This window comes from Actinomadura sp. NPDC049753, from assembly GCF_040674655.1.
GTDB classification, from domain to species: domain Bacteria; phylum Actinomycetota; class Actinomycetes; order Streptosporangiales; family Streptosporangiaceae; genus Spirillospora; species Spirillospora verrucosospora.
Genome location: NZ_JBFARL010000009.1, coordinates 34,574 through 48,091, shown reverse-complemented (window position 1 = coordinate 48,091; position 13,518 = coordinate 34,574). Strand labels below are relative to the sequence as shown.

Sequence of the window (13,518 nt, the reverse complement as noted above, 5' to 3'; positions counted from 1 at the left end):
AGTCAATAGCATTCGGTGACTTCAGGGTGGTGTTCGGAGGGCGGACGGTGGCGACGTTCATGGTGCGGCGGTTGGCGAACCACGCGGCGCTGGCCGTGCTCGCCGCCAGCCTCGGCTACCTGCTCGCCGCCGCGGCGCTCGATCCCCGGGCAGGTTTCGAGGACCGCGCGCCCCGTCCGCCGCAGGCCGTCATCGACGCGCGGCTCGGTGCGCTCAACCTCGATGACCGGAAGCCATTGGCGGAGCGGTACCTCACCTGGGCCGGGGGCGTGGCGCAGGGCGACTTCGGCCGGACGTGGGACGGTGATCCTGTCGAAGGCGAGTTGTGGCGCCGGCTCGGAGTGAGCTTTCGCCTGGTCGCTCCGGGTGCCGTCCTGGGGGGCGCCTTCGGCGTCGCTCTCGGCGCCTACGCCGCCGCCCGGCACGGTCGGGCGGCCGACAGGCTGATCTCCGGCGGCTCCTACCTGCTGCTGGCCGTCCCCGTGTTCGTCCTCGCGGTGCTCTTACAGATCGTGGCCGGCGAGGCCAACGACGCCCTGGGGATGCGGCTGTTCGTCTGGGTGGGGGAGTCCGCGCCTGGGGCGTCCGGGGGTCGGCTCTGGGATCTCGCGGATCGGGGACGCCGGCTGCTGCTGCCGACGGTCACGATCGCGCTCTGCCAGATCGCTCTCTACGCCCGCTACCAGCGCGGCCTGATGCTGGACGTGCTGCACGCCGACCATGTGCGCGCCGCGAGGGCCAGGGGGCTCCGGCGGCGCTGCGCGCTGCTGCGCCACGGGCTCCGGACCGCGATCGTCCCGATGACCGCCTATCTCGCCTACACCTCCGGGGTGGTGCTCCTCGGCGGCGTGTTCACCGAGACGGCCTTCGGGCGGCACGGGCTGGGGGAGTGGCTCGTCGCCTCCATCTCACGGGGCGACGTCAACGCCGTCGCCGGCATCGAATGCCTCGCCGCCTGCGCCGTCCTCCTGGCCGCGCTCGGGTCCGACGTGCTGGCCGCCGCGCTGGACCCCCGCGTCCGCACCGGGGGTACGCCATGACCTGCGGGCGGCGGATGGTGGCCGGGGCGGTCCTGCTCGTGCTGTTGTTCCTCCTGGCCTTCGCCGGGCCGCTCGCCTCGCCGTGGGGATGGGACGAGACGGACTTCACCGCGTTCCGGCAGGGGCCGTCCGGCGGCCACTGGCTCGGCACGACCCAGAGCGGACGCGACGTCTTCGCCTTCACCCTGCGCGGCGCGCAGAACTCGCTCTTGGTCGGTCTGAGCGCCGCCCTGCTGTCGACGGGGCTCGCCGCCGTCGTCGGGACCGCGGCCGGGTTCCTCGGCGGCAAGGCCGACCGGGTGCTGATGTGGGGCGTCGATCTTCTGCTGGTGCTCCCGTCCTTCCTGGTCGTGACCGTCCTGGCGTCCCGGACCGCCGGAGGGCGCCCGGTGCTCGCGGCGCTGCTGGCCGCGTTCATGTGGATGGTCACCGCCCGCGCGGTGCGTGCCGCGACGCTCTCCCTGCGGGACCGCGACCACGTGCTCGCCGCGCGGTACCTCGGCGTCGGCACGCCGCGGCTGGTCGCGCGGCATGTGGCGCCCGGGCTGGCGTCGCTGCTGGCCGTGGACGCGAGCCTGAACGTGAGCGTCGCGATCGTCGCCGAGAGCGGGTTGTCCTACCTCGGTTTCGGGACGCGGCCGCCGGACGTCTCGCTCGGCACGGTCATCGCCGACGGCCGGGGCGGGGCGACCGCGCATGCGTGGGCGTTCGGGTTCGCCGCTGCGCTGCTCGTCTCGATCGTCGTCGCGGTGAACCTGATCGGCGACGGGCTGCGGGACGCTCTCGACCCGGAGGCCGGGCGTTGACGGTCCTGCGGGTCGCCGGCCTGGCGGTCGGTCACGCGACGGGCGCGCGCGCCCTGCGCGGTGTGAGCTTCTCGGTCGAGGCCGGGGAGGCGCTCGGGATCGTCGGCGAGTCGGGGGCCGGCAAGACCGCGCTCGCGCTCGCTCTGATGGGGCTGCTTCCGGAGGGAGCGCGCGTGACGGGCTCTGTGCGGCTGCGCGGTCAGGAACTGCTGGGACGGTCCGACGCGGAACTCTCGCGGGTGCGCGGCAAGGACCTGGCGATGGTCTTCCAGGATCCGTCGGCGGCGCTGTCGCCCGTCCGCAGGGTGGGAGACCAGATCGTCGAGGCCGTCCGGATCCACTCGGCCGTGAGCCGTTCGGCGGCGCGTGCTCGTGCTCTGGACCTGCTCGAACTGGTCGGCATGCCGGAGGCGGCGCGACGGGTGCGCTGCTACCCGCATGAGCTGTCCGGGGGGATGCGGCAGCGCGTGATGATCGCCATGGCCGTCGCGAACGACCCGGTCGCGATCGTGGCCGACGAGCCCGCCTCGGCCCTCGACGCGACCGTCCGGGCGCAGGTGCTGGACGTCCTGCGGGTCGCCCGGGAGGCGAGCGGGGCCGCGATCGTGCTGATCAGCCACGATCTGGGCGCCGTCGCCGGCTTCGCGGACCGCGTGATGGTGCTGCACGAGGGCCGGGTGGTGGAGACGGGCACGGCGGAGCAAGTCCTCTGTAGGCCTCAGATGCCCTATACGAGCCGCCTGGTGCGCTCATGGACGCGTGCGGGAGGTCCGCCGGTTCCGCGTGCTCGGCCTGAGCGTCCGGTGGTTCTTCAGGTGGACGGGCTGGTCCGTCGCTATCCCTTCTTCAAAGGCGCGCTGGTGCGGCGGCGGGCCGGAGAGGTACGGGCCGTGGACGGCGTCAGCTTCGACGTCCGTGAGGGCGAGACGCTCGCGCTGGTGGGGGAGTCGGGGTCCGGCAAGACCACGACGCTGATGGAAATTCTGCGGCTGTCCCGTCCTGAGGGTGGGCGCGTCAGCGTCTTGGGCCAGGACACGGCCGCCTTGCGCGCCACCCACCGCAAGGCCTTGCGCAAAGACGTCCAGGTCGTGTTCCAGGACCCGTACGCCTCGCTGAATCCACGTATGCGGGTGGCCGACATCATCGCCGAGCCGCTCACCGCGCATCGCATGCCGATCGGTGGTCGCGTAGAGGAACTTCTCGCGCTGGTGGGCTTGGAGCCCGGCCATGCGCGGCGCTTCCCGCATGCGCTCTCGGGCGGGCAAAGGCAGCGTGTGGCTCTGGCCAGAGCTCTCGCCTTAGAACCCCGTCTTCTGCTTCTGGACGAGCCTGTGTCCGCACTGGACACCGTCGTGCAGGCGAGCGTCATGGATTTGCTGGAAGGGCTTCGGGTGCGGCTCGGAATGGCGTGCCTGTTCGTCACCCACGACCTCCCCCTGGTGAGGGGCTTCGCCGACCGGGTCGCCGTGATGCACATGGGGCGCGTTGTTGAGATCGGGCCGGTCGCCGGTGTGTACGGGGCTCCCGCCCAGCCCTATACGCAGGCGCTGCTGGACGCGATGCCTTCTTCCCGCCCGGATCGGGATCGACCTCGCCGCTTCCTTCTACCCGGTGACCCGCCCGACCCTGTGGTCGGGCCCGCAGGGTGCCGGTTCCGTGCTCGCTGCCCGCACTACGCCACGCTCACCCTCGACGACAGACGCCTATGCGAACACCACGATCCGATGCAGCTCGCCATGGCGGCGGACCGCTCCGTCGCCTGCCACCACCCGCTCGTCCCGGCGGAGTCCGAACGATGAGACAGGTCGTCGCCGCCACCCTTCTTGGGGTCACGCTCATCACCGGCACCGGGTGCCGTGCTCCGGAGACAACGACGTCCAACGCGTCCGGGGCGCTGCCTGCTGCTGATGTGAACCCGACTCCGCGCGACCGCGTCGCGAACGGCGGAACGCTCAACTGGCCGCTCCCCGAGTTCCCGTCCCAGTGGAACACCAACCACATCAACGGTGCCAAGGGCGCGGTGGAGCACGTCGTCCAGGGCGTCCTGCCATATCTGATGCGTGCGGACGAGAAAGCCGTCCCGCACCCCGTTCCGGAGTACCTGGAGTCGGCCACGTTGAAGAGGACCCGGCACGGCCAGACCGTGACCTACAGGCTCAACCCGCGTGCCAAGTGGTCGGACGGACGGCCCGTCGGTTACGCCGATTTTCTGGCGCAGACCTATGCGCTATCTGGTCGTGACCCGCGCTATGAGGTCTCGACCGTCACCGGTTACCGGCAGATCGAGCGAGTCGCACGCGGTGCCGACGAGCATGTGGTCGAGGTGACGTTCGCCCACACGTACGCCGACTGGCGCAGCCTGTTCAGCCCCCTCTACCCGGCCACCGCCTACGCCAGCCCACGGGCGTTCAACACAGGGTGGACGGGCCGCTTACCTGTCACGGCCGGACCGTTCAGACTCCAGCGGATCGACCGGACGGCCAAGACGCTGACCCTGGTGCGAAACCCGGCATGGTGGGGTGCGCCGGCGAAGCTCGACCGGATCGTCTTCCGCGCCATGGACACCAGCGCGATGCCCGGCGCGTTCGCCAACGGTGAGATCGACCTGATGGACATCGGGCTCGACGCGGACGCGTTGCAGCGCGTCCAGGGCGTCCCCGGCGTCGCCGTCCGCAGGGCGGGCGGGCCGGACTGGCGGAACTTCACGTTCAACGCGGCCGGCCCCATCCTGTCCGATGCCAGGGTGCGCCGGGCGGTCATGCTCGGCATCGACCGGCACGTCATCGCACGATCCGACCTTTCAGGCCTCGGCGTACCGGTCCAGACGCTCGGGAACCACTTCTACGTCAACACTCAGGCCGGCTACCAGGACAACTCCAGCGGGCTGGGCGTCTACGACCCCGCTCGGGCCAGACGGCTCCTGGACGAGGCGGGCTGGAAACCGCGGGGCAAGTACCGCGCCAAGGCGGGACGCACCCTCGCGCTGCGGTTCGTGGTTCCGTCTGGGGTCCCCATCAGCAGGCGGGAAGGAGAACTGACGCGTGCGCTGCTCGAACGCATAGGCGTCCGAGTGGACATCCAGGTCGTCCCCGCAGACGACCTCTTCGAGCACTACGTCACGCCCGGGAACATGGACATCGTCCCGTTCTCGTGGCTCGGCACCTCGTTCCCCGTCTCGCAGATGAAAGCCGTGTTCGCACGACCGCGCGGACGGAACGTCCAGCAGAACTACTCGCGGATCGGCAGCGCCGCCATCGACGCGGCGATGGACCGGGCCGTCGCGGAGCTCGCCCCGGAGAGGGCCCGCGCCCTGGTGAACAGGACCGACCGGCTCATCTGGCGCCAGGCGTCGGTGTTGCCGCTGTACCAGCGCCCCCAGCTCGTCGCGGTGCGCGCGGACCTCGCCAACGTCGGGGCCGGCGGCTTCCGGAGGCCCGCCTATCAGGACATCGGTTTCACCGGCCGGTGAGGCTCACGGGAAGGCGAGCCGGACACCCTTGCGGTCGCTGGTGAAGCGGGCGTTCCACACGTACAGGCGCAGGTCGTCGGCGGAGAGGTCCTCCTTGACCGGAAGGTCGGAGGCGATGCGGACCACGTAGGAGGCGCCCGCCGGGATCATCGTGTCGCCGCCGTCCTCGACCGGCGCCTTCGATCCGCCGATCCGCGCGGTGACCGTGCTGTGGTTGGGAAGGGTGCACATGTCGTCCGGGATGCCCGCCTGCGGCATGCACCGCTCCTGCGCCGACGACGGGACCTGCGACTTCGGCATGAACAGGTCGGCGGGGAAGTCCAGCAGGACGGGCCGCCGCCCGCTGTTGGTGAGGACGTAGTCGGCGTAGGCGTAGGTCGTGCCGGACGGCGGGGCCTGCGTGGCGCCGAGCGGCTGCCGGGACGTCCCCGCCATGACGGCGGCGAGGGTGTAGCCGTAACCCTCCGGGGTCGTGAAGCCGACCGGCGGGCCGGCCTTCGGAGCGGGCGCGGACGTGACCGCCGCGTCGCCGCCCTGGCCGGCGAGGCTCGGCGGCGGGGACCCCGCGCCGTCGCCCGTGCCGGGCCGCAGGACCACGATCGCTCCGGCCACCGCGGCGATCCCGACGGCGCCGGTCAGGGCGCCGGCGAGTCCGAGCCTTCCCGCGTGGCTCTTCTTCCTGCGGCGGTGCGAGCGGTACGGCTGGCGGCTGTCGGACATGGTCGTCGCTGCTCCCTCGGGCCCTCTCCGGCTCGGTCGGCGTGTCCTGCCCACGGCGGGCAGGCCACCCTACCTGACGGCCGGATCGGCGGCGGTCCTGATCTGCGGGCTACGAACCGCGCGCGATGAGGGCGTCGCGGCCGAGTCCCCGCAGGGAGGCGTCCAGCACCTGCGCGGTGTGCGCGACCGCGATGTCGGCCCCGCGCCGGCGCAGCGCCGTGGCGATCTGCATCGAGCAGCCGGGGTTGGCGGCGACCAGTAGTTCGGCTCCGGTGGCGTCCACGTTCACCGCCTTGCGGTCGCCGAGCTCTCCGGCGGCCTCCGGCTGGAACAGGTTATAGGTACCGGCCGAACCGCAGCAGACGTCCGGTTCGGCGATCTCTCGGACGGTCAGCCGGGGGATGGCGGAGAGCAGCTCGCGGGGCTGGCTCCGGACGCCCTGCGCGTGGGCGAGGTGGCAGGCGTCGTGGTAGGCGACCGTGACCGGAAGCGGCCGCCGCTCGGCCCGCGGTCCGAGTTCCACCAGGTACTCGGCCAGGTCCCGCGTCCTGGCGGAGAGGGCCTCCGCCCGCCCGGACCATTCCGGGTCGTCGGCCAGCAGCGCCCGGTACTCCTTCATCGCGGACCCGCAGCCCGCGGAGTTCACCACGATCACGTCGACGGCCTCGAAGGTCTCGACCGTCCGGCGGGCGAAGGCGCGGGCCTCCTCCTCCCGTCCCGAGTGCAGGGACAGCGCGCCGCAGCACCCCTGGTGCCTCGGGATGACGACGTCGCAGCCCTCCATCGCCAGCACGCGTGCCGTGGCGGCGTTGACGCCCGGGAAGAAGTCGCCCTGGACGCACCCGGTCAGCATCCCGACCGTGGCGCGGCGCTCTCCGCGCGCGGCGACCCGCTCGGGGAGCCTCGGCGCCTTACCGAGGGGCGGCGCGAGCCGTTCCATCGCCGCCAGGGACGGTGAAACGCGTTCCAGGAGACCGCTGCGCCGCACGAGTCGTTCCAGCCCCGATTTCTGGTAGGCGCGCAGGGGGCCGCGCAGGGCGCGGAGCCTCCGCCTGTACGGGAACAGATGGAAGACCATCTCCCGTAGGGCGCGTTCCTTCAGCGAACGGGGGTGTTCGCGTTCGACGTCGGCGCGGGTCATCTCGATGAGCCGGTCGTACTGCACACCGGACGGGCAGGACGTCACGCACGCCATGCATCCCAGGCAGCGGTCGAAGTGCTCGACCATCGGCCCGCTGAGCGGTTCGCCGTCGGCGTGCTGCTGCATCAGATGGATGCGGCCCCGGGGAGAGTCCATCTCCTCGCCCCACAGCACGTAGGTGGGGCATGTCGGAAGGCAGAAACCGCAGTGCACGCAGTCGTTGAGCAGGTTCGGGAGGTCGTCCTGAGCGCTCATCACATCCCTCCTACGAAACGGCCCGGGGACAGCCGGTGATCCGGGTCGAACTGGTCCTTCACCCGCCGCATCAGCGTCAGCGCCGGAACCGGCCCCCACAGGTCGATCTCGCCGCGCACCTCCTGCGGCGCGTAGCGGACGACGGCGTGACCGCGGTGCTTCCTCAGCACGTCCCTCAGACGGCCGAGGACATCGGCCACCTCGTTCGGGCCGAGGCCGGCGGGAAGCCCGACGTGACCATGCCCGCCGGCGCTCCAGGTGGCGGCGGCATCCGGGCCGAGCGTGCCGATGACGTCGCGGAGCGAGGGTGGCGGGGCGCCGATGTCGATGAGGGTGGTGCCCTCCGGGTAGAGGCCCCAGCCGTCCGGTGCGGCGTCGGAGATCTCGGCCTTCTCACCGAGGAGCTCCGCAGTCTGCCGAGCGCGCGCGGCGACGCCGTCGGGAACGCCCTCCAGGAAGACCGCGACCGTTCCCGGGCTGATGTATTCGACCGCGCTCGGGGCGACGGGGGAGTGCAGGACGGTCTGGACCGCGTCGTGCGCGTCCTCCGGCCCGTCGACGGCGCACGTCACGTACGCGGTCGCCTCGGGGATCGGATGCAGGCGGAACGTGGCGTCCACGATCAGGCCGAGCGTTCCGTAGGAGCCGCAGAAGAGCCGCCCCAGGTCGTACCCGGCGACGTTCTTGACGACCTTGCCCCCCGAGCGCGCGACCTGGCCGTCCGCCCGGACGACAGTGAGCCCGATGACCAGGTTCCTGGGCGTCCCGTAGAGCGTGCGCAGGGGACCGGCGGCGCTCGTGGCGATCGTCCCGCCGACCGTCGAACCCGGCAGCGGGACGTCGAGCGCGAGCCGCTGCCCCCGTTCGGCCAGTTTCCCGGCGAAGTCCTCCATCGCGAGCCCGGCCTCCGCTTTGGCGACGAGGTCGCCCGCCGTGTGCTCGACGAGCCTGTTGAGCCGATGGGTGTCGACGAGCAGATCGCAGCGTTCCGGCGGCTCGCCCCAGTCCAACCGGGTCTCGGCCCCGCGCGGGACGACGGCCAGCCCCTTCTCGGCGGCCACGCGCATGACGTCGGAGGCCTCGGCCAGGTTCTTCGGCGCCGCGACGAGCGCGGGCTCCACGCCGAGCACGCCTTCCGCGGCCTCACCGGGCCGTACGTCGCCGCAGACCTTCGCCAGGGCGTCCAGGGGCCGCATCAGAAGATGTCCGCCTTTCCCTCGAACGGGTGCGGGCCCTTGCGCTTGCCGGGCACCTCCCCGCACAGCCGGGGCGTGGGGAAGACCTTGCCCGGATTGCACAGCCCGGCCGGATCGAAGCCGCAGCGGACCATCTGCATCGTGTCCAGGTCGGCGTCGGTGAACATGCGCGGCATGTAGCGGGCCTTGTCCACGCCGACCCCGTGCTCGCCCGTGATGGAGCCGCCGTGCTCGATGCACAGGTCGAGGATCGCGCCCGAGACCTGCTCGGCACGCTCCTCGGCGCCCGGCTCGGCGTCGTCGAACAGCACCAGCGGATGCAGGTTGCCGTCCCCCGCGTGGAACACGTTCGCGACCCGCACGCCCGACTTGGCGGACAAAGCGTCGATCCTGGCCAGGACGTCCGGAAGCACCGTCCGGGGGATGACGCCGTCCTGGACGAGGTAGGCCGGGCTGATCCGGCCCACGGCCGCGAACGCCGACTTGCGCCCCTTCCAGATCAGCGCCCGCTCCGCGTCGTCGGCGGCGATGCGGATCTCGAAGGCGCCCGCGTCCCGGCACATCCGCTCCACCTCGGTGAACTGGGCGGCGACCTCGGCCTCCGGGCCGTCCAGCTCCACGATCAGCACCGCGCCGGCGCCCGGCGGGTACTCGCAGCGCACCGCCGCCTCGGCCGCCTCGATCGCCAGGGCGTCCATCATCTCGATCGCCGCCGGGACGACGCCCGCGCCGATGATCGCCGACACCGCGGCGCCGCCCGCCTCGATCGAGCCGAACGCGGCCAGCAGCGTCTGCACGGTCTCGGGGACCCGCGTCAGCCGGACCGTGATCTTGGTGGTGATGCCGAGCGTGCCCTCCGCCCCGACGAACACGCCGAGCAGGTCGTAGCCGGGCCCGTCCGCCGTCAGCTCGACCAGCTCGCCGTCGGGCGTGACGACCTCGCACGCCAGCACGTGGTGGGCGGTGAACCCGTACTTCAGGCAGTGCGCGCCGCCGGAGTTCTCCGCGACGTTCCCGCCCACCGAGCAGATCTGCTGGCTGGACGGGTCGGGCGCGAAGTAGTACCCGTGCGGGCGGACGGCCCGCGTCACGTCCAGGTTGATCACGCCGGGCTCCACCACGGCCCGCTGCCCGGGGATGTCGATCTCCAGGATCCGGTTCATCCGGGACGTGACGATCAGCACGCCGTCCGCGCGGGGGAGCGCTCCGCCCGACAGGCCCGTGCCCGACCCGCGCGCGACGTAGGGGACCCCGGCCGCCGCGCACTCCCGCACGATCGCGGCGATCTGCTCGGCCGTGTCGGGCAGCACGACGACGCCGGGCGTGCACCGGTGGTTGGTGAGGCCGTCGCACTCGTAGGTGCGCAGCCGCACCGGATCGCTGATCACCCGGCCGGGCCCGAGCAGCGCCTCCAGCCTGGGTCCGAGCGCCGTGAGCATGGTCTCCACTCTTTCCACGATCCCTCGCCCGCCGGGCGGTCGCAAGGCCCTGCGGGCCGTCCGGAACACCTCTCCCGGACGGCCCGCGAACGCCGCCGGAGCCGGGCCCCTACGGGAACTGCTGGTAGGCCGGCGTGGTGAGGAACTCGGAGTACTCGTCGGCCAGCGTGACCTCCTTGAAGAGCTCCACGGCCTGGTTGTAGCGGGGCTCGTTGTACGCCTGCCCCAGCTCCTCGCGGATCTTGCCCAGCTCCTCGTCCAAGAGCTGCTCCACCCACTCCTTGGTGATCTTCTGGCCCTCCGCGGTGGAGACGCCGTTGTAGATCCACTGCCATACCTGGGAGCGGGAGATCTCCGCGGTGGCCGCGTCCTCCATCAGGTTGTGGATCGCTACCGCGCCGGCGCCGTCCAGCCAGGTGGCCAGGTAGCGCAGCGCCACGTCGATGTTGTTGCGCAGGCCCGCCTCGGTGATCTCACCGGGGGTGGCCTTGACGTTGAGCAGGTCGGCGGCGGAGACGTGCACGTCCTCGCGGAGCCGGTCGCGCTGGTTCGGCCTGTCCCCGAGGACGCCGTCGAACACCTCGCGGCAGACCGGGACGAGGTCGGGGTGGGCGACCCAGGAGCCGTCGAAGCCGTCGCCGGACTCGCGGGTCTTGTCGGCGCGGACCTTCTCCAGCGCGACCCGGTTGACCTCCTCGTCGCGGCGGGACGGGATGAACGCCGCCATGCCGCCGATCGCGTGCGCGCCCCGCTTGTGGCACGTCCGCACGAGCAGCTCGGTGTAGGCCCGCATGAACGGCGCGGTCATCGTGATCGCGTTGCGCTCGGGCAGCACGTAGTCCGTGCCCCGGTCCCGGAACTTCTTGATCACCGAGAAGAGGTAGTCCCAGCGGCCCGCGTTCAGGCCGGCGGAGTGGTCGCGCAGCTCGTAGAGGATCTCCTCCATCTCGAACGCGGCCGGGATCGTCTCGATCAGCACGGTCGCGCGGATGGTGCCGCGCGGGATCTCCAGGGCGTCCTGGGCGAGGTTGAACGCGTCGTTCCAGAGCCGCGCCTCGAGGTGGCTCTCCATCTTCGGCAGGTAGAAGTAGGGGCCCTTGCCCTTGTCGAGCTGCCTGCGGCCGCAGTGGAAGAAGTAGAGGCCGAAGTCGAACAGCGACCCGGACATGGGCTCGCCGTCGACGAGCACGTGCTTCTCCTCCATGTGCCAGCCGCGCGGCCGGACGACGATCGTCGCGAGCTCCCCGTCGTCCTTCAGCGCGTAGGACTTGCCGCTCTTGGCGTCGGTGAAGTCGATGGTGCGGTCGAGGGCGTCCCGAAGGTTGAGCTGCCCCTCGACCATGTTGTTCCACAGCGGGGTGTTGGCGTCCTCGAAGTCGGCCAGCCACACCTTGGCGCCCGAGTTCAGCGCGTTGATCGTCATCTTCCGGTCGGTCGGGCCGGTGATCTCGACGCGGCGGTCCTCCAGGCCGGGCGCGGGCGCGGCGACGCGCCAGGAGTCGTCGCCGCGGACGCCGGCGGTCTCGGGCAGGAAGTCGAGGGTCCCGCCCGCGGACAGCTTGCGCTGGCGCTCCGCGCGCGCCTCCAGCAGCTCCTTGCGGCGGGCGCCCAGCTCGCGCTGCAGGGCGGCGAGCAGGCCGAGCGCCTCGGGGGTCAGGATCTCCTCGTACCGCTCGCCGAGGGGTCCGGTGACCTCGATGCCTTCCAGTCCAGCCATCTGCCTGCCCTTTCGTATAGCGAAATTCGACTTCTGTTATGTGGAGAACGGTACTCGCCGGTAGGGAGACCGGTCAAAGCGGGGTTCCCTGCAGACCTCCCCGCGCGCGCTTGCGTCAACCCAAGGGGAAACAGGGTGATAACCAGGTGACCGCTGGGGATGGTGCGTGAGACGATCCCGGGGAAGATACGGCCGCGAAGCGGCGTTCTACGAGGACATATGACTGAACCTTTCTCTGCAGACGAGATCCAGGCCCCTGACGAGTTCGAGTACGAGCCCCTGACGGGCGAGCTCGACCTGGAGGACCGGCGGGCACTGCGCCGCGTGGCGGGCCTGTCCACCGAACTGACCGACGTCACCGAGGTCGAGTACCGCGCCCTCCGGCTTGAGCGGGTCGTGCTCGTCGGCGTGTGGACGGAGGGGACGGCCGCGGAGGCCGAGAACTCCCTGCGCGAGCTGGCGCTGCTCGCCGAGACCGCGGGCTCGCAGGTGCTCGAGGGCCTCGTCCAGCGCCGGACCCGCCCCGACTCGGCGACCTACATCGGCTCCGGCAAGGCGGCGGAGCTGCGCGACATCGTGATCTCCACCGGCGCGGACACCGTCATCTGCGACGGCGAGCTGGCGCCGAGCCAGCTGCGCCACCTGGAGGAGACCGTCCAGGTCAAGGTGATCGACCGGACGGCGCTGATCCTGGACATCTTCGCCCAGCACGCCAAGAGCCGCGAGGGCAAGGCGCAGGTGGAGCTCGCGCAGCTCGACTACCTGATGCCGCGGCTGCGCGGCTGGGGCGGCAACCTGTCCCGGCAGGTCGGCGGGCGCGCCGCGGGCGGCGTCGGCATCGGCGGCCGCGGCCCCGGCGAGACCAAGATCGAGCTGGACCGGCGGCGGATCCGCACCCGGATGGCCAAGCTGCGCCGCCAGATCGCCGAGATGTCCAAGTCGCGCGACACCAAGCGCGGCGAGCGGCGCCGCCACCAGGTGCCCGCCGTGGCCATCGCCGGCTACACCAACGCGGGCAAGTCGTCCCTGCTCAACCGGCTCACGGGCGCCGGGGTCCTGGTGGAGGACGCGCTGTTCGCCACCCTCGACCCCACCGTCCGGCGCGCCGAGACGCCGGGCGGCCGCGCCTACACCCTGGCCGACACCGTCGGGTTCGTCCGGCACCTGCCGCACCAGCTCGTCGAGGCGTTCCGCTCGACGCTGGAGGAGGTCACCGACGCCGGGCTGGTCCTGCACGTCGTCGACGGCTCCGACGCCGACCCCGAGGCGCAGATCGACGCCGTCCGCGAGGTGCTGCGCGAGATCGGCGCGGACCGCATCCCGGAGATCATCGTGATCAACAAGGCGGACGCCGCCGACGAGCTCGCGATCGCGCGCCTGCAGCGCCGTGAGCCGCACAGCGTCGTCGTGTCCGCCCGCACCGGGTTCGGCATCGAGGAGCTGCGCGCCGCGATCGAGGCCGACCTGCCGGGCCTGGAGAGCGAACTGCACGTCCTGGTGCCCTACGAGCGCGGCGACCTCGTCGCGCGCGTGCACGAGCGCGGCGAGGTCCTCAAGCAGGAGCACGTCGCCGAGGGCACCGTTCTGCACGCCCGCCTTCCGGTCGACCTCGCGGGCGAACTGGCCCAGTACGAGACCGTCTCCCCGACTGCGTGACCACCCTCACCCACCGGGTGCCTCCGCAGGAGCCCCGGTGGGTTTGGGACGGGCCCAGTGACCGATTCGAGAACGTCCG

General features: G+C 71.8%; 10 protein-coding genes. 5 read left to right on the top strand and 5 right to left on the bottom strand.

The genetic code is table 11. From position 1 onward, the window contains the following. The first annotated feature begins 47 nt into the window (after window positions 1-47). Genes AB0K37_RS04450 through AB0K37_RS04435 form a run of 4 tightly spaced genes read left to right on the top strand, consistent with a single transcriptional unit; the run spans window position 48 to window position 5,315 of the window. Complete coding sequence (locus tag AB0K37_RS04450) at window positions 48-1,040, top strand: ABC transporter permease (RefSeq protein WP_363974650.1); 993 nt, start codon at window positions 48-50, stop codon at window positions 1,038-1,040. Continuing rightward, window positions 1,037-1,846: an ABC transporter permease gene (locus tag AB0K37_RS04445; RefSeq protein WP_363974647.1), complete on the top strand. Its 810-nt coding sequence runs from the start codon at window positions 1,037-1,039 to the stop codon at window positions 1,844-1,846. The genes AB0K37_RS04450 and AB0K37_RS04445 overlap by 4 nt, the downstream gene beginning before the upstream one ends. Beyond that, window positions 1,843-3,645, top strand: a complete 1,803-nt coding sequence (locus tag AB0K37_RS04440; protein ID WP_363974644.1) for an ABC transporter ATP-binding protein — start codon at window positions 1,843-1,845, stop codon at window positions 3,643-3,645. The genes AB0K37_RS04445 and AB0K37_RS04440 overlap by 4 nt, the downstream gene beginning before the upstream one ends. After that, window positions 3,642-5,315, top strand: a complete 1,674-nt coding sequence (locus tag AB0K37_RS04435; RefSeq protein WP_363974641.1) for an ABC transporter family substrate-binding protein — start codon at window positions 3,642-3,644, stop codon at window positions 5,313-5,315. The genes AB0K37_RS04440 and AB0K37_RS04435 overlap by 4 nt, the downstream gene beginning before the upstream one ends. Before the next feature lie 3 nt (window positions 5,316-5,318). Here the strand turns inward: AB0K37_RS04435 and AB0K37_RS04430 are convergent, their stop codons facing one another. The 5 genes from AB0K37_RS04430 to aceB all read right to left on the bottom strand — a co-directional run bounded on the left by AB0K37_RS04430 (window position 5,319) and on the right by aceB (window position 11,783). Continuing rightward, a complete protein-coding gene (locus tag AB0K37_RS04430) occupies window positions 5,319-6,035 on the bottom strand; it encodes a hypothetical protein (RefSeq protein WP_363974638.1) in 717 nt (238 codons plus the stop codon). Between the two features lie 109 nt (window positions 6,036-6,144). Beyond that, a complete protein-coding gene (locus AB0K37_RS04425) occupies window positions 6,145-7,431 on the bottom strand; it encodes a heterodisulfide reductase-related iron-sulfur binding cluster (protein WP_363974635.1) in 1,287 nt (428 codons plus the stop codon). Continuing rightward, window positions 7,431-8,627 carry an FAD-binding oxidoreductase gene (locus tag AB0K37_RS04420; protein ID WP_363974632.1) on the bottom strand — a complete coding sequence of 399 codons (1,197 nt, stop codon included), beginning with the start codon at window positions 8,625-8,627 and terminating at the stop codon, window positions 7,431-7,433. Before AB0K37_RS04420 ends, AB0K37_RS04425 begins: the two co-directional genes overlap by 1 nt. Continuing rightward, window positions 8,627-10,066: an FAD-linked oxidase C-terminal domain-containing protein gene (locus AB0K37_RS04415; RefSeq protein WP_363974721.1), complete on the bottom strand. Its 1,440-nt coding sequence runs from the start codon at window positions 10,064-10,066 to the stop codon at window positions 8,627-8,629. The genes AB0K37_RS04420 and AB0K37_RS04415 overlap by 1 nt, the downstream gene beginning before the upstream one ends. A 109-nt stretch (window positions 10,067-10,175) precedes the next feature. Further along, the gene (gene aceB / locus AB0K37_RS04410) at window positions 10,176-11,783 is read right to left on the bottom strand and encodes a malate synthase A (protein WP_363974630.1); all 1,608 of its coding nucleotides are present in this window, start codon (window positions 11,781-11,783) and stop codon (window positions 10,176-10,178) included. A 219-nt stretch (window positions 11,784-12,002) separates the two neighbouring features. Between aceB and hflX the strand changes: the two genes are divergently transcribed. Then, a complete protein-coding gene (hflX, locus tag AB0K37_RS04405; protein WP_363974627.1) occupies window positions 12,003-13,439 on the top strand; it encodes a GTPase HflX in 1,437 nt (478 codons plus the stop codon). Window positions 13,440-13,518 lie beyond the last annotated feature (79 nt).